We start from the raw sequence: 22129 nt of genomic DNA, 5'->3' as shown, positions 1-22129 counted from the left end.
GTCCCCACTCTGGCCTGATCCCACCGGGACAATGCATTCAGGCTCGGGCCGCTGCCCCTTCCAGGGCCGGCTCCGGCGCCTCGCCCTTGATCAGGAAGCTGCCCAGGTAGACCACCAGACCGCCCATGAAGAAGGCGCCGGCGACCAGCCGCATCCAGTAGAACAGTGCAATACGGTCCTGGGTGGCCATGAAGGACAACGCCTCGCCGGCATCCGGCATGCGCTGCAACCACACCTGCAACACGCCCGCACCGGTGAGGAACAGGGTGATGCACACCATGGACAGGGTCATCAGCCAGAAGCCCCAGATCTCCATGGCCTGGGCAGTGGCGCTATTGCCGTAGGGCCGTCCGCGCATGATCGGCATGGCGTAAGAGATGATGGTAAGCACAATCATCACGTAGGCGCCGTAGAAGGCCATGTGGCCGTGGGCGGCGGTGATCTGGCTACCGTGGGTGTAGTAGTTCACCGGGGCCAGGGTATGCAGGAAACCCCACACGCCAGCGCCGAGGAAAGCCATCACCGAGGTCCCCAGGGCCCACAGCAGCGCGGCCTTGTTGGGGTGGTTACGGCGGCGGCGTTTCACCATGTTGAAGGCGAACAGCACCATCATGAAGAACGGCAGCGGCTCCAGCGCCGAGAACACAGACCCCAGCCACAGCCAGTACTCAGGCGGCCCGATCCAGAAGAAGTGGTGGCCAGTGCCGATGATGCCACTGATCAGCGCCATGGCGATGATGACGTAGAGCCACTTCTCGATCACTTCCCGGTCCACACCGGTGAGCTTGATCAGGATGTAGGCCAGGATCGCGCCCATGATCAGCTCCCACACGCCTTCCACCCACAGGTGCACCACAAACCACCAGAAGTACTTGTCCAGGGTCAGGTTGCTGGGGTTGTAGAAAGCGAACAGCCACAGCACCACCAGCCCGAACAGACCGGTCATCAGCACGATGTTGACTACGGTCTTGCGGCCTTTGAGCGCGGTGATTCCCACGTTATAGAGGAAGCCCACGGCCACCACCGCAATGCCGATCTTGGTGATGGTGGGCTGTTCCAGGAACTCACGCCCCATGGTGGGCAGCAGGTTGTTGTAGGTCAGATCCGCCAGGGTGGCGTAGTCCACCGACAGATACCCGAGGATGGTGAGGGTCCCGGCAACGGCGAACACCCAGAACAGCACCTTCGCCAGCAGCGGGCTGTGCAGTTCGGTCTGAGCCTCTTCCGGCACCAGCCAGTAGGTGGCCCCCATGAACCCGAACAGCAACCACACTATCAGCAGGTTGGTATGAACCATGCGAGCGACGTTGAACGGAATTTCGGGAAACAGGAAGTCTCCCACCACGTATTGCAGGCCAAGAATCAGACCAAACAGAATCTGGCCGGCAAACAGGATCAGCGCAAATATAAAGTACGGTTTGGCAACCGCCTGAGACTGGTATTTCATAGCAGCGTCCTCAACCCTCGATGTTGGGTGGCCAGTTGTTGTCATCGATCTTCGATGTCCATTCCAGGAAGGCCGCCAGGGCATCCACCTCCTCTTCGGTGAGGTTGAACTGGGGCATCTGCCGACGTCCGGGTACCTTGGTGGGCATGGCCTTCATCCAGGCGCCCAGGTAGGCGCGGAAGGTGGCGCTGTCACCGCCACCACGACGATCAAAGACGTTGGCCAGCTCCGGCGCGAAGTAGGCCCCCTCGCCCATGATGGTGTGGCAGCCGACACAGTTGTTGTGCTCCCACACTTCCTTACCCTTGGCCACAGCCTCGGTAATCAGCTCCCGATTGTCCCGCTCGGGCATCGCCCGAACCTGGGTATCGAGGGTCAGCGCCAGGAACAACAGGACGAAGAACACACTTCCTCCCAGATAGATGTTCCTGGCCATGCTTTTGGTGAAGCGCTCAGCCATCGCTCTCTCTCCATCGTTCGTCTTATATCCGACTACAGCACTAGGTTATAGCGATGGGAGTACGATTAATTTGATGATAATCAAGGGGATAAAGTTACTTTTCGAAGGCGGGGGATTGGCAAATATCAAGGCATTTGAGAAGTGCGCCAGGCAGGTCCGTGACCGGCCTGGCGATATCAACAAGACACTAATGAGACGTGCCCTCGGCGTAGCCGATCTTATTGCCGACGTTGTACTTGCCGGACGGCTTGTTCATGGGGATGCGCTTGATCTCCTCCAGGGTCTCGCTGTCGTAGATGATCAGTGCCCCGTCCTCGTCCCAGACGCTCAACACCAGATAGCGGCCGTCGTGACTGAACTCTACATGGGCAGCGTTCTTGCCGGGCATCGGCCGCAGGGTGTGGGCCAGGGTCAGGGTCTGTTTGTCGATCAGATGCACCGCCTCCCGCTCCGGGCCGAAGAACACGTCGGTCCAGGCGTAGCGGGAGTTGGCGTGACTGCGCATGAAAAAGCCGGGGCCCAGGGTCTCGATGTCGGTGATCAGCTCCCAGGTCTCCAGATCCAGCACTGAGATCACCCCTTCGCGGATGTTGGGGGTGGCGTAGACCCAGCGGCCCTGGTACTGCCAGTAGATACCGGAGCCCAGATGGGGCATGCCCGGCAACGGAATGTCGGTGATCACCTCGCCGCTGTCCAGGTCCACCACCTGGCCACCGCCGGCCTTGCGGGAGGTCGCCAGCAGATAGCGGTAGTCGGGAGTGAAGGAAAAGTCGTCCAGCAGGTCCTGGGCCGGCAGCCGCCGAGGCGTCAGTGGCGGCTGGTCACGGTAGGACAACTCCCACACTTCCGGCACGTCCTTGAGCGCGACCACAAAGCTGTCCCGGGGCGGCGCGGTGTACACCGCACTGACCCGGCTGCCATGGCCGTCTTCCGCCAGCGCCGGAATCACCTTGACCAGAGACAGGTCCCGGGCATCCAGTACCACCAAGTTGCCGGGCAGGTAATTGGCCACCATCACCCAACGGCCATCGTGGCTCACCGCCAGGTTGCGGGTGTTGATGCCTACCCGGGTCTCGGCAATCTTGCGGAAATTGTAGAGGTCGTAGAGGCTGACCCAGCCATCGCGGGAGGCAAAGTAGACGAACCGGCCGTCCGGCGAAAACTTGGGCCCGCCATGCAGGGCGTAGTGGGAGGGGAACCGCTCAAGGATTTCAAAGCGGTCACCGTCCATGATGTTGACGTGATGATTGCCCGCCTCCACCACCACAAACAGGTTCAGCGGATCGGCGTCGTGCTGGGGGGTATCCGGCAGGGTTGAAGCGTCGACAAAGCGGCGGTGATGAGCGTTGATGGTGGTCGCCGGCCAGCTCAGTTCCACGTCGCTGGGCTGGAACAGGTAATCCGCCAGAGCGGTCACCTCGGCCTCGCTCAGCCGGTCGCCAAAGCCGGCCATCTGGGTGGCGGGACGGCCATCCCGAATCACCGACGCCACGTCGGCCTGGCGTATGCGTCGCAAGCTCTCCGGCAACAACGCAGGCCCGGTCGCGCCCTGGCGCCACTGGCCGTGACAGGCCTGGCAGTGCTGCTGGTACAGCGCGGCGGCGGGTTCGGCAACCACCGATGCCGGGCTCAGCGCGGTGGCGATTCCCAATACCAGCCAGACAGCTCGCTTCAGCTTTACCAGCGTCATGGTCATACCGCCTCCTGCACCGCCAGTGGATGGGCTCCCTGGAACTGCCCCGGCGCCATCAGACGATGATGGCCAAACAGCCGTGTCACCTCACCCACAACCGTCAGGGTCGGGGTCTGCAGTTCGGCCCGGCGTGCGGTGTCCGGCAGATCTGCCAGGCGGCTGCGAATCACCCGCTGTTCCGCCAGGGTGCCATTCTCCACCAGCGCGGCGGGGGTGTCGGGGGCGAGCCCGGCTTCCTGCAGGCGCCCGGCGATTTCCGCCAGGTTGCCCAACCCCATGTAGAACACCAGGGTCTGACCCGGCACCGCCAGCGCCTGCCAGGGCAGGTTGAGCTGGCCATCGGCCTGCAGGTGGCCGGTAATGAAGGTGCAGGACTGGGCCAGGCCGCGATGGGTCAGCGGAATGCCGGCGTAGGCGGTGCAGGCGGATGCGGCGGTAACCCCGGGTACCACCTGACAGTCAATGCCCCTGGCCAGCAGGTGATCCAGCTCCTCCCCGCCGCGGCCAAACACGAACGGGTCACCGCCCTTGAGGCGTACAACTCGCAGGCCGCGGCAGGCCAGCGTCGCCAGCAGATCGTTGATCTGGCCCTGGGACAGCACGTGGCGGCCACAAGTCTTGCCAACGTAGTGGCGCTGGCAGGTGGTCGGCAGTGCCCGCAGCAGGTCATCGCCCACCAGACGGTCGTACACCACCGCATCGGCCTGATGCAGCAGGCTCCAGGCCCGCAGGGTGAGCAGGCCGGGGTCACCGGAACCGGCGCCCACCAGGGCAACCGTGCCACCGGCCAGGTGGGCCTGGGCACAGGGGGGCAATGTTAGAGGTTGGGTCATGACGGTCTCCCGGTTTGTGGTCTCTCTCAGTTTGTTGGTCATAGCAGCGCGGCCAGGCGAAGGCTGATTGCGGGCTGGTTCACTAAACACCCGCCGGCGCGGTGGTAATGCGGCGTTCGCCACCGAGGCCGATTTCCTGGTCGCTCAGGTAACAGCCCGGGTCTTCCGCCCACAGGTCGCCGTCTGCCCAGGCCCGGGTGCGGGTGTTGCCATTGCACAGGGCCCGCCACTGGCAGCTGCCACAGCGTCCCCCGACCGCCCGTGGGTGCTGGCGCAACTGCACCAGCAGCGGATCGGGCCGGTCGAGCCAGATATCACGGAAGCTGCGCTGGCGAACGTTGCCAACCGAGTGCTGCCACCAGTAGGTGTCCGGGTGGACTTCCCCGGTGTTGTCGATATTGGCGATGCCGGCGCCGGAGGCGTTGCCGCCCCAGGCCCGCAGCAGGGCTTCGAGCTGCTCTGCCCTGGCGGGAATCACCTGCCTTGCCCACTGCAGCAACAGCACGCCGTCGGCGTCGTTGTTACCGCTGACAAAGTCGGTGTCACGCCCTTCCCGGATATCGCGCCAGGCCTGATCGAAAATCTGCCACATGGCATCCCGGGACATGCGCTGGTAGGCGTCGTGCTTGCGGCTGCGGCGGCCCCGGCCGCTGTAGTTGAGGTGGGACAGGTAGAACTTGTTGACGTCGTACTGCCACATCAGCCCCAGCAACTGGGGCAGTTGCTTGAAGTTGTACCGGGTCAGGGTGGTACGCAGCCCCACCCGGATACCACGCTGGCGACACAGGCGAATGGCCTTCATCGAGGTGCGGAAGCTGCCCTCGAGTTGGCGGAATTCGTCGTGGGTCTGTTCCAGGCCATCGATGCTGATGCCAACGTAGTCGTAGTGCGCCGCCGCCACCCGCTCGATGGTGTCTTCGTTGATCAGAGTGCCATTGGTGGACAGCGCCACGAAGAACCCCAGCCGGCGAGCGTAGTCCGAGATCTCAAACAGATCCTCCCGCAGCATCGGCTCACCGCCGGAGAGGATCAGCACCCGCACCCCGGCAGCGTGGAGATCGTCGATCACCCGCAAGGCTTCTGCGGTGTCCAGCTCGTCCCGGAACACGCTGTCAGCCGAGGTGGCGTAACAGTGCTTGCAGGTCAGGTTGCAGCGCCGCAGCAGATTCCAGATCACCACCGGTGGTCGGGTGCTGCCGGGCCGGGCCGCTCGCGGTGCCGGCGCCTGGCCGGCCAGATGGCGCAGGTACTGACTGATCCTAAGCATGGTGATCGCTCCCGGTGTCGGGTTTTGGGTTTGATTGATGAGCTGAATGCTGAGATGGCTCATCAGGGATGCCGGACGGTGTGCGGGCAAGCGTCTCAGGCAGGCGCACGCCGGTTTTTTTCAGAATGCGGCTGCTCACCAGCATGTCATCGCTGCGACGGGCCTCCCCCAGCAGTTGGCGCAGGTGGGCCCGCTGCTGGTCGAGCTCCTGCTGGCTGCGGCCATGGATCATCGCAAACAGGTTGTAGTGCCATACCGGCAGCCGGCGGGGCCGCCGATAACAGTGGCTGACACCGGGTTCCCGTCCGATCAGCGCGCCCAGGCGATCGACCTGGTCATCATCAACGTCCCACACCGTCATGCCGTTGTAGCGATAGCCCAGGCGATAGTGATTGGGCACCGCCGCCACCCGGCGAATGGCACCGCCCTGTTGCAGTCGGGTCAGCAGCGCCAGGGTCTCGGCCTCGGTCAGGCCCAGCTCTGCCGCGAGCCACTGCCAGGGTTCCGCCACCACCGGCAGGCCCGCCTGGGTCAGCTCAATCAGCTGTCGGGCCAGGGCGGCATCAGACGGGGAAATGCAGTCCGACATGGTAGGTCGCCTCCTTGGGAAAGTTCATCACCACCAGCCCGGTCACCGCCTCGATGTGCTCAAGGCTCCGGGTCACCGCAGCCGGGCTGTCACAGGCCAGCACGAACCACATATTGAGGGCATGTTCCCGGCGGTAGTTGTGGGCGACTTCCGGCAAACCATCGAGTAGCCGGTGAACGGCCTCGAAGCGGGGCTCCGGAACCGCCATCGCAGCCAGGGTGAAGGCGCCGCCCAGGGCCTCAACATCGAACATCGGGCCAAACCGGGTCAGGGTGCCGTCTGCCAGCCAGTCGTCGACCTGCTGTCGGAGCGCCGCCTCCTCCAGATCCAGCTCCTCTGCCAGGGCACGCCAGGGCGATGGCACAAGCGGAAAGCCCTGCTGCAGCCGGTTCATCAGCCGGCGCTGATCATCGTTCATCGGTTTGCCTCCGGGGCCACAAAGCGGCCACCACACTGTTTGAAGGCCTTGAGGCTGAACAACAGCCGGTGGTCGCAGCCATCCAGCCCATGTTGCCGCAGCAGTTCCTGCACCAGCGCCACCACCCGGGTGCGCTCCTGGCCATGGATCATGCAGAACAGGTTGTAACGCCAGTTCGGCCGTCGTGGCCGCTGGTAACAAAGGTTCACCCCCGATGAACGGGCCAGCGACTCCCCGGCCAGAGTCACCTGGTGGTCGGGAACATCCAGTACCAGCATGGCGTTGGCGCGATACCCCAGCGCGCGATGCCTCACCACCAGGCCAAAACGCCGGAACAGGCCCTGGTGCTGCCACTGCCGGGCCTGGGCCAACAGTTCGGTGGCTTCGGCCCCGACTGTCTCAGCCAGTACCTGCCAGGGCCTTGGGTGCAATGGCAGCCCCTGTTCCAGCAGTTGCCGCAGGGTCTGTTGCTGGTGCTCAGTCAGGGCCATGGTTCACCTCACGCAGGTCGGACGGGTCGAAACGGGGCTCATCAAGCGGAAAGCCCAGATCAATGCGGAACGCCTGCTCCATGGGGAGATCCAGCACCGCCAGACCGGTGTGGGCCTCAATCGACGCAATCACCCGGTCCAGATGAGGCCGGTCAGGACCGGTGAGCACAAACCAGAGATTGAAGTGGTGTTCCCGCAGGTAGTTGTGGTTGACCTCCGCCAGTTCATTCAGCCAATCAGCCACCGCGTCCACCTCCGTGTCCGGCACCGCCAGGGCCGCCAGGGTGCTGGCCCCGGCCCGGCGATGGTCATACACCGGTCCGACCCGGGACAGGGCACCGTGGCTCTGCAACTGATCCAGGCGCGCCAGCACCTCGTCCTCGGTGCAGCCCAGGCTCTGAGCCATACGCTGGTAGGGTCGCTCGCACAGCGGCAGGTTGTGCTGGTACTGGTTGATCATCCGTCGGGTCAGCGAATCCACCGGTCACTCTCCTGGTTGAATAAAATCCCTAAAGCCCGATTTCATGGGCGCGACTGGTAAAGAAGATGCCGCTGGGCTTTTCCGCCGGCAGGGTCGCCATCCGGGTCAGCCGATACGGGTCCCAGACCTGGACCTCGCCGGCGTCCCGCACCGACAGCCAGACCTGTTCGCCACGGGGCGTGAACTCCATATGCAACACACCGGGGCCGGGCTCCAGGGTGTCGATAATCTTGTGGCTGCGGGTGTCGATCACCTGCACCAGGTGGTTATCCGGGTGCGCGAAGTTGACCCAGATCTGGCGGGCATCGGGCCGCGCCATCACGAACACCGGCTGGCCGGCCACCTCGATGGCATCGGTCTGCTGCCAGTTATTGCGGTCCAGCACCAGCACCTGATGGCGGCCAACCGCCGGCACATACGCGCTGTCACCCGCCACCGTCCAGCCTTCGAGGTGAGGCATCTTGTACACCGGCAGCCGCTGGTCACCGCGGCCATAGTGGTGCAGCACCCGCTCGACGCCAGCCTCGGGCTGCCACAGGTCCAGCAGCGCCATGCCATCCTCACCAAACAGCCCGGCCAGGTAGTAACGGCCGTCAGAGGTCAGCAGGGCATCGTAGGGCTGGCGGCCGATGTCGCGGTAACGGCTGATCTCCGGGGACGCCGGCTCGGTCATGTCCACCGACCAGATTTCGCCGGTGTCGAACAGGCTGAACAGGAACCGCTGGCCCGGGGCGTCCACCACCCCCACCGCCCGGGACCGCTTGCTGTCGACACCGGCCGCCGGGTCCAGCAGGGGCGCGGGAATATCCGCCACCGGTTCCAGAGTGTCACTGTCAAACACCCGCAGGCCGCCGGGCTCGTAGTTGCCCACGGCAATCAGGCGACCATCCTGGCTGATGGCGCCACCAATACTGTTGCCCCCCTGCACCACCCGGCGGTCGATGCGTTGGCGTAGCAGGTCCACCTTGGTCAGGCCACCATCGCGCCCGAACACGTAGGCGTAGCGCTGGTCGCGGGAAAACACCACCGAGGCGTGGGACAGGTCCCCCAGCCCCTCAATTCTTGCCAGCCGGCGTTGATGGCTGTGTTCCACCAGCAGCAGGCTGCCGCTGCCACGTTCGACGATGACCCCTAGGTCACCGGTGGCACGCAGCGCCGGCGACTGGGCGCAGGCACTCAACATCAGCGCCAGCAATAACGCCAGCGGCAACGCCGGCAATAACGGCACCAGGCGGGGTTTCATGGTTCCACTCCTTGCAGCAATTGGTCGATCATCCAGGCCACCTCGCGTTGATCCAGCAAGCCCTGCCAGGGCGGCATGGCGGTGCCGGGGCGGCCATGGAGCACCGTGGCCTCAAGACTTTCCCGGTCCTTGCCGGCCAGCGCCTCGGGGGTGAGGCGTGGGCCCAGGCCACCGGTCATCCGCAGGCCATGGCAGGAACCGCAGTCCTGCACCAACAGGTCGTGCAGGCGCTGACGGTGCTCCGGTGTCAGTGCCTGCGGTGGCGGCGCCGCCAGGGTCGTGGCCGGCAGCGCCAGCAACAGCCAGGCGCCGGCCGCGACACTCGCAATGCGCCGTGCCATCAGTGTTCCAGCACCCATTCCGCCAGGGTCCGGGCTTCTTCTTCCGTCACCGGGTTCGGCGGCATGGGCACCGGGCCCCAGTTACCCTGGGTGCCGTTCTTGATGTGGTCGGCGAGGGTGTCCACCGCGCCTTCCTGGTCGCTGTACTTGGCAGCAATCTCGGTCAGTGCCGGGCCTACCATTTTGGTGTCCACGGCGTGGCAGGCCGCGCACGGTTTGCTCTTGAACAGCGCCTCACCGTCGCTGGCCTGGGCAACTGGGGCGGCCAGCAAGGGCAAGACCGCCAATATCGGGATCAGATTGGGTTTCATGGTTGGGTCTCCATCGGTTTGTGACCGGGCAGGCCTGACCTGCCCGGCCTGGGCTCAGTACACGTCGTACTGAGTGTTGTGAACATTGAACTTGCCGGTCGGGGTGATCAGCCGGTCGTCCTTGATCACGGTCTTCAGCTCCAGGGTTTCATCGTCGACCACCACCAGCGCGGATTCCTCCTCGCTGCCGCTCCACACCGAGAACCAGACTTCGTTACCGGCCTCGTTGTACTCTGGCTGCACCACCCGCTTGGCGCCCTCACCCACATCGGCCCACTCGGCGATGGGCAGCACCTGATAACCGGCCTGCAGGTCGTTGACGTTGAACACCGCCACCGACTGGCTGATCGCCGGGTCCGGGTTGAAGGTGGTGTCCACGTACAGGTGCTCGGACTCGGGGTGGGTCTTGATAAACAGCGAGCCGCCGCCCTGGCCATGGATCGTATCGACATGCTTCCAGGCGTAATCGGGATGACCTTCGGGATCGGTACCGATCAGTGCGATGGTTTCATCACCCAGGTGGCTGGTAGCCCATACCGGGCCATACTGCGGATGCACAAAGTTGGCACCGCGACCGGGGTGGGGAATCTTGCCAACGTCCACCAGCGCTTCCAGCTCGCCATCGCGGGAGTCGATTACCGCGATCTTGTTGGACTGGTTGGCCGCCGTCATGAAGTAGCGGTGGGTGCTGTCCCAGCCGCCGTCGTGCAGGTACTTCGCCGCACCAATGGTGGTGACTTTGAGGTTCTCGATGTCCTCGTAGTTCACCAGCAGCACCTTGCCGGTTTCCTTGACGTTGACAATGAACTCGGGGTGCTCATGGGAGGCGATGATCGCCGCCACCCGCGGCTCAGGGTGGTATTCCTGGGTATCTACCGTCATGCCACGGGTGGACACGATGGATAAGGGCTCCAGGGTTTCACCGTCCATGATGGTGTACTGGGGTGGCCAGTAGGCACCGGCGATGGCGTAGGTGTCCATGTAGTCCTCATGCTTGGAGGTCTCCACCGAACGGGCCTCCAGCCCTACCTTGATTTCCGCAACCTTGGTGGGCTCCTCGGCCCACAGATCGATCATGTCGATCTTGGCGTCACGACCGATCACCAGCAGGTAACGCCCTGAGCCGGACATGCGGGAAATATGCACGGCGTAGCCGGTTTCGATGGTCTTGACGATCTCCTTGGTGTCACCGTCGATCAGCGCGATCTTGCCGTCATCCCGCAGGGTGACGGAGAACAGGTTGCCAAGGTTGAGATCGTTCATCTGGCGGGTGGGCCGTTCTTCCGGCGGCACGATCAGGTTCCAGGATTCCTGCATGGCGGACATGCCCCACTCCGGCGGAGTCGGCGGTTCGTGCTGGATGTACTTGGCCATGGTGGTGATCTCCGCCTCACTGAGGGCGCCGGAGGTGCCCCAGTTCGGCATCCCCGCGGGAGAACCGTAGGTGATCAGTGCTTCCAGGTAGGCCTGGCCGCGCTCCTGGGTGATGTCGGGAGTCAGCGGCTTACCGGTAGCACCCTTACGCAAGACGCCGTGACAGCCGGCGCAACGCTGGAAATAGAGCGTCTTGGCCTGCTCGAACTCGGCCTCGGTCAGGTCCGGCGCGCCGGGGCTATGCACAATGCGGGCGGCATTCGGGTCCACCGCCGACGCCTCGCCCTGGTAGGCGGCGTTGGCGTTTTCGGGGTTTTCCGCCGCCTGCAACCCCGTCGCGGACAGGGACAGGGCGGATATCAATGTGGCCAGTAACAGTTTGCCCCCTCGGGGGGCGGTGGGGGTGCCTCTGCGGGTCATGACGAACTCCTTGGACAGAGTAGTTGGTTGAGGACTGCATCCCTGAACTCTCTGTCATCTTAGGAACCGGATAGCCCGAACCCTTTGATATTGATCAACGCTGACCGGGCGGAAAGAATATTTTTTTCATGCACTTACAACTCAGCTCTGCATTCAATAACAGCAATCATTCTCACCGGAAAGTTGCCATGATCCGCTCCGGGCAGCAGCACCTTTCAGTGCTCTGCGGCCATTCCCATATTTGCCCCGTAGGCCATGCCCTGATGGCCGTTTTCATGGCCGTGGCCGGGCATCAGGTGATCCAGAGTGAGCTGGTCATAGCCCAGCACCTCGCCGCCATAGCGTTCGGCAAACGCCCGCGCCGCCGCCGGCTCGGCAAATGACGCCAGGGTCGGGCCCATCGCGCCCTGGCGGCTGGAGCCCACCACGAACACCGCCGTCTCCGCCGGGATCAGCGCGGTGTCCGCAGGGTGTGCCCATTCAGTCTGGGCCATGTCGTGAACAAACAGGGCGTCGTCCTGGCGTCGATGCTCAGGCTGGAGTTTCCAGGCCAGCAGATCGCGGGTGGAGCAGAACTTCTTCACCGATGGGCCGTTCGCCTGGCTGCCAGCGCCAATGGCCTGGCCCTTGGGCCCGGGGAAGGACTGGATCACCATGCCGCAGACGTGGCACTCGTCACCGGACTGGAAGTTCACCGGTTGTCGCGGCGCTGCCGCCTCCTCCGGCGCCTTGGAACAGCCGCCCAGCGCCAGCAGCAGTGCCAGCAGCAACGTCATCGAGAACGGCAACGACAGTGGCAACAGACGTGCCTGCGAAGCACCAGGGACAGAGCCCGCCGCTCGCCCCTGGCGAGGCGTCCAGAATGTCAGTACAGCCATGATCAGATTCTCCGGTTACGAAACAGGGCCCAGGCCCCGGTAAAAGGCACCGCCACCCACACCAGCAGCGCCAGCCACAGGCCGCCGGCACCGAAGGGCAGGTCCGCCCCCAGGCTCAGCACCCCGGTCAACTGGCTGGCGTCACCAAACGCCACGATGTTGAGCAGCCGGTAGATGTCTGTTGGATTGAGCAGCAGCAACCAGGGCAGCAGGTCCGGGCGGATCGCGCCCTCACCGGCCACCAGTGTGCCCAGCAGCAGCAGGTCGAACACCAGCACAAACAGGAACCAAACCGCCAGCGCCAGGCCGGCGGCGACCGGTTTTTCGCTGACCCGTACGCTGACCAGGTAAGCCAGCGCCACAAAGCCCCAGCCCAGCAGCACCGATGACAGAATGAAACGACCCAGAGCCAGCGCCAGCGGCACCACCGCCACATCATCCACCAGCATCACGATGGCCACTCCCGCCAGACCAAAACCCAGCAACGTGGCCAGCGCCAGAATCAGGCCGTGACCGAGGAACTTGCCCAACAGCAGTTGTCCCCGGCTAAGGGGATAGGTCAGCAGCAGTAACAGGGTGCCGCCCTCGTCTTCGCCGACGATGGCGTCGTAGGCCAGCAGCAGGGCGATCAGCGGAATCAGGAAGATGCCCAGGCTGGCCAGGCTGGCGATGGTCGCCGGGGTGGTGACGTAGCCGACGCTGCCTGAGGCGGCAGCCCCGAACCAGGCAATCCCCATGGCCAGGGTGGCGAACACCACCGCAATGGCCAGCAGCCAGCGATTGCGCAGGCTGTCGTTGAGTTCCTTGCGGGCAATGGTCCAGATGGCGGTCATGTCACACCCCTCTCTGGTGATCGGCGGCGTCCGATGACGACGGCGCCTGGATGAAGTGACAGTAGAGATCCTCCAGGGTGGGCTGATGCACCTGCAGGTCGTCCACGCCGCCGGCGCCCAGCAGCGCCTCGATGGCCGCCATTTTGTCGCTGGCCCGCACCTCCACCACCAGGGTGTCGGGCCCTGGCTGCAGCGTCGACAGCGTTGGAATATGGCCATTGAGCGCAGACAGCAGACCATCGCCACGACCACTGCGAAGACTCAACCGCACCGGCATATCAGCCTGACGGCGCAACTGGGCCAGATCGCCACAGGCCTGAAGCTGGCCAGCGGACAGGATCGCGGCCTGGTCGATGTAGGGCTCCACGCCGGGCAGCACGTGGGAACACAGCACGATGCCGGTGCCGTTATCCCGAAGTCGCTGCAACAGCCGGTACAGTTCGGCGGTGGCAACCGGGTCCAGGCCCACCGTCGGTTCGTCCAGCATCAGCAGCCGCGGCGAGCCGAGCAGGGCTTGGGCCAGCCCGAGACGCTGGCGCATGCCCTTGGAGTAGGTCCGCACCCGGCGATCGGCGGCGTCGGTCAGCCCCACCTGGGCCAGCAGCTCCGGCACCTGGGTTTCAGACACCCGCTTGAGGCGGGCAAAGTAGCGCAGGATCTCGCGACCACTGAGCTGGGGGTAGAACATCACGTTTTCCGGCAGGTAGCCGATGTGTCGGGCAACGGAGGCATCACCAGCCTCGCCACCCAGCACCGACAGCCGGCCCTGATCCGGGGTCAGCAGACCCAGGATCAGCTTGATGGTGGTGGTCTTGCCGGCACCGTTGTGGCCAAACAGCCCCAGGATCTGGCCTGGCGCCAGGGCCAGGGAGAGGTCCCTGAGCACCGGCTGGCGATCGTAGCGGTAGTGCACCTGGGTCAGTTCAAAACAGCTCATGGCGCCTCCTGGCCTGGTGTCTGCTCTGGTAAATTCGCTGACAAACTGTGTGATCGGGGTGGCCGCATCAGCGGATGGTGATCGCTGACGCCGGCGGCTTTGATGACCGGGAACGCCTGCTGCACCCAGCGCAGAGTGTCCACCGCCGGGCTGTGCATCAGCACCCGCGCCTCGGGGTAGGTCCACAGCAGGCGGTCGACCTGATCGTTGGGTTCATAGGCGACGTCGCCGATGCCATCCTGGTTGCGATCCCACCCCAGGTAATCACTCCAGAAATTGCCCCGGCCCTCACTGGACCATTCCTGCTCCCGGGTGGCGACGTATTTGACCTGGCGGCGATTATCGATGAACGCATTACCGCTGACCTGGTTGTCCTCGGAGCCGGCGGTCAGGTGGATGCCGATATCGCTGTCGCGGAAGACGTTGTCGCTGAAGGTGTTGTACAGCGAGTTGTAGATAAACACCGCCTTACCCTCGGCGCCCTGAATGTCGACGCCGCCGCTCTGGCCCTGGTGGACCCCGACGATGCGGTTGCCACGAAGCTCGGACTGGGTAATGAAATTCATCAGGATGCCGTAATTGCGGTCGTTCTCGGAGCGGTTGTTCACCACCGTCAGTCGCTTGCTCTGCATCAGCGCATAACCGGTGCGGGTGTTGCGGGTGACATTGCCTTCCAGATGATTGCTGTGGGAGTACATGTAATGAATGCCATAGCGCAGGTCGCTCATATCGTTGTTGACGATGCGGTTGTGGTTGGCGGTTTCGATGTAGATGGCATCCCGGGTCTGGCGAATACGGTTGCCGTCAATCAGGGCGCCCTGGGTGTTGAACAGGTGGATACCATTGCCCCGGTCCTGGGAGCGCAGGTTCGGGTTGCCCTGAATACGGTTGTGGCGAACGGTCACATCCGGCGTGGCGTCCAGCCAGACGCCGAAACCGGGGCCATGGAGATCGTTGTCCGCCACCACGGCACCCTCCGCGGCCCGCGTCACAAAGACGCCGGCATCCAGATTGTTGAGATCGGCTCCCCAGTTGCGGATTCGACAACCGGACAGGGTGGCGCCAGGCGCGGCGATCACCACAGCATGGCCGTCGCCACCGGCGTCGATCACTGTGTCCTGGTGACAGCGGATGGTCACCTCCGGCACCGTCACCCGGAGGGATGGCAGGGTGCCCGCTGGAAGTGTCAGCACACTGCCCTCGGCCATGGCATCAAGCTGCGGCTGCAGACCGGCCTGCGACCACACCGGCGACGCCGTCAGGCCAATCAGCACGGTCATGACCAACAGAATCCGTTTCATCATCATGAAAAACCTTGGTGGCCTGTGAGTTACTGCGGTCCCGGCAGGAAGACCCGCAGCAAAGCCACGGGCCTTCCATTCGCCGTCCTAGGCCTTCTCGACGATCATCCGGCCGCCCATCTCCATGTGCAGGGCGTGGCAGAACCAGTTGCAGTAGTACCAATGCACCCCGGGTGAATGGGCGGTGAAGGTGACGGAGCTGGTCTGCTGTGGGCTGATCTCCATGCTGACGCCATGGTTCACCATGCAGAAGCCGTGGGTTACGTCCTCAATGGTGTCCAGGTTGGTGACATAGACGGTGACCTCATCCCCCTGCTTGACCCGGAATTCGGTCAGGCCATAGGTCGGCGCCACGGAGGTCATGTACACCCGCACCTTGTTGCCGTCGCGAATCACCTTGTTCTCCGACTCCAGGGTGACACCGTCCTTCTCCGCCTGGGCACGGGCGCTGGCGAAATAGGGGTCGTCGCGGTCATAGATCTTGCGGGTCTTGATCTGGTCCCGACGCACCAGGATGCAGTCATGGGGTTCGGCATAGGTCGGACCGTCGTGGACCAGCTTCATCTCCTCGCCGGAAATGTCGATCAACTGATCGTTCTCCGGATGCAGCGGCCCGGCGGGCAGGAAGCGGTCCTTGGAGAACTTGGACAGCACCACCAGCCACTGGCCGTCGGCATCCCGCGACTCGGTGAGGGAGGCATGGTTGTGGCCCGGCTGATAATGCACGTCCAGCTTCTGGCGGATGTAGTTCACCTGCTCGCCGTTGTAGTGACGGATGGCATCTTCGATGTTCCATTTCGCCACCTGGCTGTCGATGAACAGCGTGGTGTAGGCGTTGCCGCGACCATCGAAGGTGGTGTGCAGGGGCCCCAGGCCCAGTTCCGGCTCACCTACTACGACATCTCGGGGATCATCGAACTTGTCGTCGAACAGGTCGTCGAGCCGGTCGATGGCGATGATGGTGGCGGTCGGTGACAACTTGCCGTTGGCGATGAAGTACTTGCCATCCGGCGAGGTGTTGAGGCCGTGGGGGTTTTTCGGCACCGGCACGTAACGGGTCAGCTCGGAGCCATGGCGACCGTCCACCACCGGCACCTGGGAGTCGCCAATGGTCTTGAAGTTGCCGGCCTTCACGGCCGCTTCGATGCGATCAACATTGAACACCACCACCCAGTCCCGATCAGCCCGCATGGTGCCGGCCAGGTCGGCAGCTTTCTCGGAGTTGTAGCAGGTGGAGGCGGCGTAGCGGCCGGTGTAGTCGGCGTCCATGTTGTCAAGGTTGCCGTCGACAATCACCTGCCAGGCGACTTCCATGGTCTCGGCGTCGATGGCGTTGAACATGGTGTAGCTGTTTTCCAGGGCAAACTCGGAGCCATCGTTGGGCTGAGGGATCACGAACTCCGCATTGCAGAACACGTAGTTGGTCTGGGGCACTTTCTGCAACCGCAGACCGTGGATCGCCTGCACGTTGGGCACCGTGGTGATCTTGTCGGTCTTCATGATGTCGAGCCGGATACGGGCCACCCGGGTGTTGGCCTTGTCGTTGATGAACAGGTACTTGCCGTCATAACGACCGTCGGTCATGGATATGTGGGGGTGGTGGGCGTCGCCATTGAGATAGGTGTTGTCATGGCCCAGCACGTCCTTGCTTTCGTTGGTGATGCCCCAACCGGTGGCGGAGTCCACGTTGAACACCGGAATACGCATCAGCTCGCGCATGGACGGCACCCCGAGCACCCGGACCTCACCACAGTGGCCACCGCTCCAGAAGCCGTAGTACTCATCCAGCTCGCCGGGATGTACCACCGCCTTGTTGCGGGCTTCCATGGCGGCGTCGGCCCAGGCTTCCCGGGACATCACCGCCGTCCCCAGACCAGTGGCACCCACCACACCAGCAGCGGCGGTGGCACCCAGGAAACGCCGGCGGCTGAGACCGCCCTGCGGGGCTTCTTGCTGTTCGTTCTGTTCTTTTTTCATGGTTCGGTGCTCCGTTTTCAACTCAGGAATAAGGGTTCAGAAACAGGGGTCCTGTTGGCTTGGTCAATCCACGGCTACCGCAGGAATGCGTTCCTCGGGCCGCCCTGGGGCATTGCGTCCACGGCGTTTGCCCCGCCGTTTGACGATCAGCGGCGGGCATTTGTGGTCATCGAAATAGGTCATCTGGCAGTCCAGGCAGTAGTGGCACTCCATGTAATTGATGGTGCCGTCGGGGTGGATCGCCTGGACCTCACATTCCTTCTCACACAGCCGGCAGGGGTTACCGCACTCCTTGCGACGCTTGAGCCAGTCGAACACCCGGAAGCGGGTCGGCAGGGTCAGCGCGGCACCCAGTGGACAGAGGTAGCGGCAGTAGACTTTGCGGGTGAACAGGTTGACCACCACCAGCAGCACGGCGTAGGTGACGAACGGCCATTCACGGTCGAAGCGCAGGGTGATCGCGGTCTTGAAGGGCTCCACTTCCGCGAGCTGTTCGGCGGTCGCCATGGATTCCAGGGACACCCCGAACAGCCCCAGCAGGATCAGGTACTTGAGCGCCCACAAGCGCTCATGGACGGCAAACGGCAGGTTGTACTGGGGCACCTTGAGCTTGCGGGCGATCTCGTTCACCAGCTCCTGCAACGCCCCGAACGGGCACAGCCAGCCGCAGTACACCGCCCGCCCCCACAGCAGCACAATGGCGGCCACCGCGCCCCACAGCACAAACAGGATCGGATCGATCAGGAAGGTATCCCAGCTGAAGCTGCCCATCAGGCTGTGGACGAAAGTCAGCACGTTCACTATCGAGAGCTGCCCCAGGGCGTACCAGCCGATGAACACCAGGGTGTAGACCAGAAAGCCGTGACGCAGGTAGCGCATCAGTTTGGGCCGGCGCACCAGCCAGTCCTGGAAGAACAGAATGAACAACAGCACCGCGATGCCCACAGCCAGTACGCCCACCTGGAACTGGCGCTGATACCACACCTGCACCCACAGGGGCTGCTCGGCCAGACGGTCGGCTTCGCTGATGACCGGCTCCGGCCGCACGAAGTACTGCGACGGCAACTGGTAGCTGAGCGGGAAAACCTGGAACTCGCTGTCCAGCGGACCGGTCTGGCGTTTGACCGTCAGCTCCAGCGACCATTCGGTGCCGGGGTCGAAGCGGTACTGCTGGCGCACGATGAATATCGCCATTTCCCGGAACGCCGGCATGCCCTCGGCGTAGACATCGCTGAGACGATGGTAGTCCAAGTCGCGGAAGTTGAAGGTGTCGCCAAACTGGCGGATCTGGATGCGATCGAAGATGCCGCCACGAACGTAGCCGGAGCCCTTGAAGGAATACTCGCCATTGGCCATCACCGCGATGGCATGCTCGCCCTCCTGCAACTCGGACATCAACCAGTCGTACTGACGGTCTCCGAGGAGGCTGCGACCAATGCCCGGGGCATTCAGGTACGCGGCGTACAAATCGATCACCGGTCCGTCCTGGCGCCCATGCCGGGCCTGCCGGCCCTTGTCAGCGGCGGTGCCGCGGAAAGCCTCATCCACCTGCTCCTGAGTCAGGAGCAGACGCCGGATGGAGCCATCGCCGGTTAACGTTGACCAGCTCTTGTCCGCCACCGCCGAGCCATCAATCTCCGCCACCGGCGGACGCTTGCTGGCATGACCGTCAACGAGCCCCAGCTCAACCGCAACTTTGTGAGCGGTACGCATGATCACTTCGTTGATCACCATCACCGTCACCGTGGCACCGGACACCCCGTCTACCGCCACCCGCTTGCCATCACTGGAGCCACCCACGGTGACCCGCTGGTCCGCCGCCAGGCCGATGTACTGATCGGTGAATTCGTGCAGCCGACGCTCGGGAATGCCCACCAGCAGGATCGGCTCGTGGTGCTCAATCACCTTCGTCGCCAGCAGTTGCCCCTGCGGGTCCATCACCACCACGGCGTTCACCGGCTTGCCGGAGTAAGCCGGTGTCTGAACAAAGTCCAGGGTCTGGTAGAGATAGCCTTTCAGGGTGTCGCCGGCGTACAGCGCCAGGATCGCCCGGTTGTCCTCCCGGGGCTCCAGACGATCCACTTCCGGCATGGCGTCGGCCACCACCTGACGGGCAGCCAGAGGCTCGTACTCGGCCACCGGCATGGCCAGCAACGGAGACGCCATCCCCAGCATCGTCAGCAACAGCGTCAGGACAACAGACAGCTTCACGGTTGTTCCCACTCTCATCGTTCTATCGTTCTTCTAGTTGGTGCCGGGAAGGTCCCGACCTGGCTGCCACCCTAACCAGCGGCGACAGCCAATAAATTGATAACCATCAACCGGTTCGGGAAAGCGACGGGTTATTGATCCAGGACCATTAATCTAGAACTACTGATCCAGGTTAATGGCCTGGCCACGGCGATTCAGCGGCAGGTAGCTGGCAACGTGGCCGAGGCGAATGGACTCGACCATCATGGTCAGCGGTTGCTGGGCATCTTCCGATGCCGGCGCCACCCCGGCGCGCCCCGACATCGCGGCGACAAACACCACATCCCAGTCCTGCCCGGTCTGGCGGGATTCCATCTCCAGGTCGTGGAAGCGGGTCACCTCCGCCGGCGCCTTGTCGACGCAGATCACCGGCGTCAGAGCACCGCCCTCCCCCCGCTGGAACGCCGCCCGCTCACCGGCACTGGCGTCGTCCGGCAGTTCGGCACGGCAGAACACGAACAGCAGGCGCTGGGGCTCCGGCTGGATCAGCGCGGTTTCGATCAGGGATTGGTAGTTGTGGACCATCAGCAGCTTCCAGAAGCGTCGAGTTGCAACAGCGGAATCAGACGTTCCCGCCGCACCAGAATGGCGTCGCAGACCTCTTCAACCGCGTCATCGTCATAGCTGCGGCCATAGTGTTTGCGAAAGCCAAAGTCGTAGAGCCGGACATGGTCATCAGGCGTGACCCCCACCCCTTCCAGGCAGGCCCGGGCACAGTGCAGGGGGCAACCGTCCACCGCCATCACCGGCCGACCGGAGCGGGCGGTCTTCACCAGTGCCGGCACCTTGCCCCCAACGCCAGAGATGCAGGACATCTCGAACGCTCCCCGATGATCGAGTCGCACGGCGGCGCTGTTGGCCAGCTGTGCCACATCCGAGCAACCGGAGCAGGCATAGATCAGTGGTCGTTGTTTGCGGGAGGTCATCGCTGGCTCCTGAACATGACTACCCCACCATGCTAGGCAAGCTGACGGCCGGGATCGCTTCCCCTTTGGAGGTACTCGCAAGGGGCAAAGTGGATAACCCGTTTGCGCCCGCCTTACCCCCTGATCCATCGGGGGTAATAGCCCGCCGGCGCGTATGGGGTAGGTGCCGGCGGTTTTTGATGTATGTCAATTTCGGGCTCAGGGGGCTGTGCCGTAATCGTTCCAGTTGCAAACCAAACCAACGAGGGCACAACCATGTTGAGCGAACAGGAGTACAACCCTCCCAAAGCCCACAAGGCGCTGTTTTTCTCCACCCTGGCGTTCACCACCTGCTTCGCGGTGTGGACGATCTTTTCCATCATCGGCGTGAAGATCAAACAGGAGCTGGGGCTGTCGGACACCCAGTTCGGGCTGCTGGTGGCGACACCAATCCTGACCGGGTCAATCAGCCGGATCTTCCTTGGCATCTGGACCGAACGCATGGGTGGCCGACTGGTGTTCACGGTCCTGATGCTCACCACGGCGGTGGCGGTGTACCTGCTGTCCACGGTGCGCACCTACGAGCTGCTCCTGCTCGCGGCGCTGGGGGTCGGGCTGGCCGGTGGCTCGTTCATCGTCGGTGTGGCCTATATCTCGGAGTGGTATGACAAAGGGCACCAGGGCACCGCACTGGGCGTATTCGGCGCCGGTAACGTCGGCGCTGCGGTAACCAACTTCGCCGCGCCGTTCCTGGTGGTGGCGTTTGGCTGGGAGAGCACCGCACAGATCTACGCTGGCGTACTGGTGGCCATTGCCGTGCTGTTCTGGCTGCTTACCGAAAATGATCCCCGCCGGACGCGGGAGCAGCAAAGTGGCGGCGGTGCGGTGCCACTGAAACAGCAGTTGGCGCCGCTCAAGAACCTGCAGGTCTGGCGCTTCTCGCTGTACTACTTCTTCGTGTTTGGCGCCTTCGTTGCCCTGGCCTCCTGGCTGCCGCGCTACTACGTTGGCGCCTACGACATGACCCTGGAGCAGGCCGGCATGCTGGCGGCACTGTACACCGCCCCGGCCTCCGTGTTCCGGGCCTTCGGCGGCTGGCTATCTGACCGTTTTGGTGCCCGCCGGGTGATGTACTGGACCTACGGCGTGTCACTGATCTGCCTGTTCATCCTCAGCTACCCGGAGACCAGCTACGTGGTCCGGGGCATTGAGGGCCCCATCGAGTTCGCCATCGTGGTTCCGGTCTACCTGTTCGTCATGCTCACCGTCACCCTCGGGTTCATGATGTCCCTGGGCAAAGCCGCGGTGTACAAGCACATCCCGGTTTACTACCCGGATCACGTCGGTTCCGTCGGTGGTCTGGTGGGCATGATCGGCGGCCTTGGCGGCTTTGTGCTGCCTATCACCTTCGGCGCCATGAACGACCTGATTGGCGTCTGGACCAGCTGTTTCATGCTGCTGTTCGCCATCGTGCTGGTGTCTTTCCTGTGGATGCACGGTGCCATCGTACGCATGGAGAACCGCCGTCACCCGGAACTGCGGGAAGGCGACCAGGCTCGCTACCTGCCGGAGATTCAGCCGGACTACGGCCGCGAAGCCGATACCAGTGCACCTTCCAAGCGCCACCGGAGCCATCCGGAAGCGACCGACTCACCAGCCCATGCCAATTAACGCGGGGAC

The 22129-nt window shown here is 63.6% G+C and carries 22 protein-coding genes; 1 reads left to right on the top strand and 21 read right to left on the bottom strand.

What is annotated here, in order from left to right:
• Nucleotides 1-37 precede the first annotated feature (37 nt).
• From J2887_RS04505 to J2887_RS04405, 21 genes are all read right to left on the bottom strand, one after another.
• Complete coding sequence (locus J2887_RS04505) at nt 38-1447, bottom strand: cbb3-type cytochrome c oxidase subunit I (protein WP_227174401.1); 1410 nt, start codon at nt 1445-1447, stop codon at nt 38-40.
• 10 nt (nt 1448-1457) lie between these two features.
• On the bottom strand, nt 1458-1907 hold the full coding sequence (locus J2887_RS04500; RefSeq protein WP_227174399.1) for a c-type cytochrome: 450 nt from the start codon (nt 1905-1907) through the stop codon (nt 1458-1460).
• Between the two features lie 187 nt (nt 1908-2094).
• The gene (locus tag J2887_RS04495) at nt 2095-3597 is read right to left on the bottom strand and encodes a nitrite reductase (RefSeq protein WP_227176050.1); all 1503 of its coding nucleotides are present in this window, start codon (nt 3595-3597) and stop codon (nt 2095-2097) included.
• Nucleotides 3598-3599: 2 nt separating this feature from the next.
• The gene (gene cobA, locus J2887_RS04490; RefSeq protein WP_227174397.1) at nt 3600-4433 is read right to left on the bottom strand and encodes a uroporphyrinogen-III C-methyltransferase; all 834 of its coding nucleotides are present in this window, start codon (nt 4431-4433) and stop codon (nt 3600-3602) included.
• 82 nt (nt 4434-4515) lie between these two features.
• Complete coding sequence (gene nirJ, locus J2887_RS04485) at nt 4516-5700, bottom strand: heme d1 biosynthesis radical SAM protein NirJ (protein ID WP_227174395.1); 1185 nt, start codon at nt 5698-5700, stop codon at nt 4516-4518.
• Nucleotides 5693-6289, bottom strand: a complete 597-nt coding sequence (locus J2887_RS04480) for an Lrp/AsnC family transcriptional regulator (protein ID WP_227174393.1) — start codon at nt 6287-6289, stop codon at nt 5693-5695. The genes nirJ and J2887_RS04480 overlap by 8 nt, the downstream gene beginning before the upstream one ends.
• Nucleotides 6264-6707, bottom strand: a complete 444-nt coding sequence (locus tag J2887_RS04475) for an Lrp/AsnC family transcriptional regulator (protein WP_227174391.1) — start codon at nt 6705-6707, stop codon at nt 6264-6266. The genes J2887_RS04480 and J2887_RS04475 overlap by 26 nt, the downstream gene beginning before the upstream one ends.
• Nucleotides 6704-7198, bottom strand: coding sequence for an AsnC family protein (locus J2887_RS04470; RefSeq protein WP_227174389.1), 495 nt, complete (start codon nt 7196-7198; stop codon nt 6704-6706). Before J2887_RS04470 ends, J2887_RS04475 begins: the two co-directional genes overlap by 4 nt.
• A complete protein-coding gene (locus J2887_RS04465; protein WP_228752859.1) occupies nt 7185-7658 on the bottom strand; it encodes an Lrp/AsnC family transcriptional regulator in 474 nt (157 codons plus the stop codon). The genes J2887_RS04470 and J2887_RS04465 overlap by 14 nt, the downstream gene beginning before the upstream one ends.
• A gap of 49 nt (nt 7659-7707) precedes the next feature.
• Nucleotides 7708-8922 (bottom strand): cytochrome D1 domain-containing protein, encoded by a 1215-nt coding sequence (locus tag J2887_RS04460; protein WP_324197249.1) that lies wholly within the window; start codon nt 8920-8922, stop codon nt 7708-7710.
• Nucleotides 8919-9263, bottom strand: coding sequence for a c-type cytochrome (locus J2887_RS04455; RefSeq protein ID WP_227174385.1), 345 nt, complete (start codon nt 9261-9263; stop codon nt 8919-8921). The genes J2887_RS04460 and J2887_RS04455 overlap by 4 nt, the downstream gene beginning before the upstream one ends.
• A complete protein-coding gene (locus J2887_RS04450) occupies nt 9263-9574 on the bottom strand; it encodes a c-type cytochrome (RefSeq protein ID WP_227174383.1) in 312 nt (103 codons plus the stop codon). The genes J2887_RS04455 and J2887_RS04450 overlap by 1 nt, the downstream gene beginning before the upstream one ends.
• Nucleotides 9575-9628: 54 nt before the next feature.
• Complete coding sequence (locus tag J2887_RS04445; protein ID WP_227174381.1) at nt 9629-11368, bottom strand: nitrite reductase; 1740 nt, start codon at nt 11366-11368, stop codon at nt 9629-9631.
• 215 nt (nt 11369-11583) lie between these two features.
• Complete coding sequence (locus J2887_RS04440; protein WP_227174379.1) at nt 11584-12246, bottom strand: nitrous oxide reductase accessory protein NosL; 663 nt, start codon at nt 12244-12246, stop codon at nt 11584-11586.
• Between the two features lie 2 nt (nt 12247-12248).
• A complete protein-coding gene (locus tag J2887_RS04435) occupies nt 12249-13079 on the bottom strand; it encodes an ABC transporter permease (RefSeq protein WP_227174377.1) in 831 nt (276 codons plus the stop codon).
• Nucleotide 13080: 1 nt separating this feature from the next.
• Complete coding sequence (locus J2887_RS04430) at nt 13081-14016, bottom strand: ABC transporter ATP-binding protein (protein WP_227174375.1); 936 nt, start codon at nt 14014-14016, stop codon at nt 13081-13083.
• Nucleotides 14013-15317, bottom strand: a complete 1305-nt coding sequence (locus J2887_RS04425; RefSeq protein ID WP_227176048.1) for a nitrous oxide reductase family maturation protein NosD — start codon at nt 15315-15317, stop codon at nt 14013-14015. Before J2887_RS04425 ends, J2887_RS04430 begins: the two co-directional genes overlap by 4 nt.
• 87 nt (nt 15318-15404) lie before the next feature.
• Nucleotides 15405-17294: a TAT-dependent nitrous-oxide reductase gene (gene nosZ, locus J2887_RS04420; RefSeq protein WP_227174373.1), complete on the bottom strand. Its 1890-nt coding sequence runs from the start codon at nt 17292-17294 to the stop codon at nt 15405-15407.
• 63 nt (nt 17295-17357) lie between these two features.
• Nucleotides 17358-19469, bottom strand: coding sequence for a transcriptional regulator NosR (nosR, locus tag J2887_RS04415; RefSeq protein ID WP_227176047.1), 2112 nt, complete (start codon nt 19467-19469; stop codon nt 17358-17360).
• Between the two features lie 195 nt (nt 19470-19664).
• A complete protein-coding gene (locus J2887_RS04410) occupies nt 19665-20069 on the bottom strand; it encodes a ribonucleotide reductase subunit alpha (RefSeq protein ID WP_227174371.1) in 405 nt (134 codons plus the stop codon).
• Nucleotides 20069-20470 (bottom strand): putative zinc-binding protein, encoded by a 402-nt coding sequence (locus tag J2887_RS04405; RefSeq protein WP_227174369.1) that lies wholly within the window; start codon nt 20468-20470, stop codon nt 20069-20071. Before J2887_RS04405 ends, J2887_RS04410 begins: the two co-directional genes overlap by 1 nt.
• A gap of 255 nt (nt 20471-20725) precedes the next feature.
• On the opposite strand from J2887_RS04405, the gene J2887_RS04400 reads away from it, so the two are divergent.
• Nucleotides 20726-22120, top strand: coding sequence for an MFS transporter (locus J2887_RS04400; RefSeq protein ID WP_227174367.1), 1395 nt, complete (start codon nt 20726-20728; stop codon nt 22118-22120).
• Nucleotides 22121-22129: the final 9 nt, after the last annotated feature.

Source organism: Marinobacter sp. CA1, assembly GCF_020546665.1.
GTDB classification, from domain to species: domain Bacteria; phylum Pseudomonadota; class Gammaproteobacteria; order Pseudomonadales; family Oleiphilaceae; genus Marinobacter; species Marinobacter xestospongiae.
The sequence above is the reverse complement of the archived record's forward strand: the minus strand, read 5'-3'. Positions and strand labels throughout refer to the sequence as shown.

Coding starts and splice junctions, on each gene's coding strand:
- J2887_RS04505 (WP_227174401.1), bottom strand. CDS start 1,447: ATGAAATACCAGTCTCAGGCGGTTGCCAAACCGTACTTTATATTTGCG.
- J2887_RS04500 (WP_227174399.1), bottom strand. CDS start 1,907: ATGGCTGAGCGCTTCACCAAAAGCATGGCCAGGAACATCTATCTGGGA.
- J2887_RS04495 (WP_227176050.1), bottom strand. CDS start 3,597: ATGACGCTGGTAAAGCTGAAGCGAGCTGTCTGGCTGGTATTGGGAATC.
- cobA (WP_227174397.1), bottom strand. CDS start 4,433: ATGACCCAACCTCTAACATTGCCCCCCTGTGCCCAGGCCCACCTGGCC.
- nirJ (WP_227174395.1), bottom strand. CDS start 5,700: ATGCTTAGGATCAGTCAGTACCTGCGCCATCTGGCCGGCCAGGCGCCG.
- J2887_RS04480 (WP_227174393.1), bottom strand. CDS start 6,289: ATGTCGGACTGCATTTCCCCGTCTGATGCCGCCCTGGCCCGACAGCTG.
- J2887_RS04475 (WP_227174391.1), bottom strand. CDS start 6,707: ATGAACGATGATCAGCGCCGGCTGATGAACCGGCTGCAGCAGGGCTTT.
- J2887_RS04470 (WP_227174389.1), bottom strand. CDS start 7,198: ATGGCCCTGACTGAGCACCAGCAACAGACCCTGCGGCAACTGCTGGAA.
- J2887_RS04465 (WP_228752859.1), bottom strand. CDS start 7,658: ATGATCAACCAGTACCAGCACAACCTGCCGCTGTGCGAGCGACCCTAC.
- J2887_RS04460 (WP_324197249.1), bottom strand. CDS start 8,922: ATGAAACCCCGCCTGGTGCCGTTATTGCCGGCGTTGCCGCTGGCGTTA.
- J2887_RS04455 (WP_227174385.1), bottom strand. CDS start 9,263: ATGGCACGGCGCATTGCGAGTGTCGCGGCCGGCGCCTGGCTGTTGCTG.
- J2887_RS04450 (WP_227174383.1), bottom strand. CDS start 9,574: ATGAAACCCAATCTGATCCCGATATTGGCGGTCTTGCCCTTGCTGGCC.
- J2887_RS04445 (WP_227174381.1), bottom strand. CDS start 11,368: ATGACCCGCAGAGGCACCCCCACCGCCCCCCGAGGGGGCAAACTGTTA.
- J2887_RS04440 (WP_227174379.1), bottom strand. CDS start 12,246: ATGGCTGTACTGACATTCTGGACGCCTCGCCAGGGGCGAGCGGCGGGC.
- J2887_RS04435 (WP_227174377.1), bottom strand. CDS start 13,079: ATGACCGCCATCTGGACCATTGCCCGCAAGGAACTCAACGACAGCCTG.
- J2887_RS04430 (WP_227174375.1), bottom strand. CDS start 14,016: ATGAGCTGTTTTGAACTGACCCAGGTGCACTACCGCTACGATCGCCAG.
- J2887_RS04425 (WP_227176048.1), bottom strand. CDS start 15,317: ATGAAACGGATTCTGTTGGTCATGACCGTGCTGATTGGCCTGACGGCG.
- nosZ (WP_227174373.1), bottom strand. CDS start 17,294: ATGAAAAAAGAACAGAACGAACAGCAAGAAGCCCCGCAGGGCGGTCTC.
- nosR (WP_227176047.1), bottom strand. CDS start 19,469: ATGCTGGGGATGGCGTCTCCGTTGCTGGCCATGCCGGTGGCCGAGTAC.
- J2887_RS04410 (WP_227174371.1), bottom strand. CDS start 20,069: ATGGTCCACAACTACCAATCCCTGATCGAAACCGCGCTGATCCAGCCG.
- J2887_RS04405 (WP_227174369.1), bottom strand. CDS start 20,470: ATGACCTCCCGCAAACAACGACCACTGATCTATGCCTGCTCCGGTTGC.
- J2887_RS04400 (WP_227174367.1), top strand. CDS start 20,726: ATGTTGAGCGAACAGGAGTACAACCCTCCCAAAGCCCACAAGGCGCTG.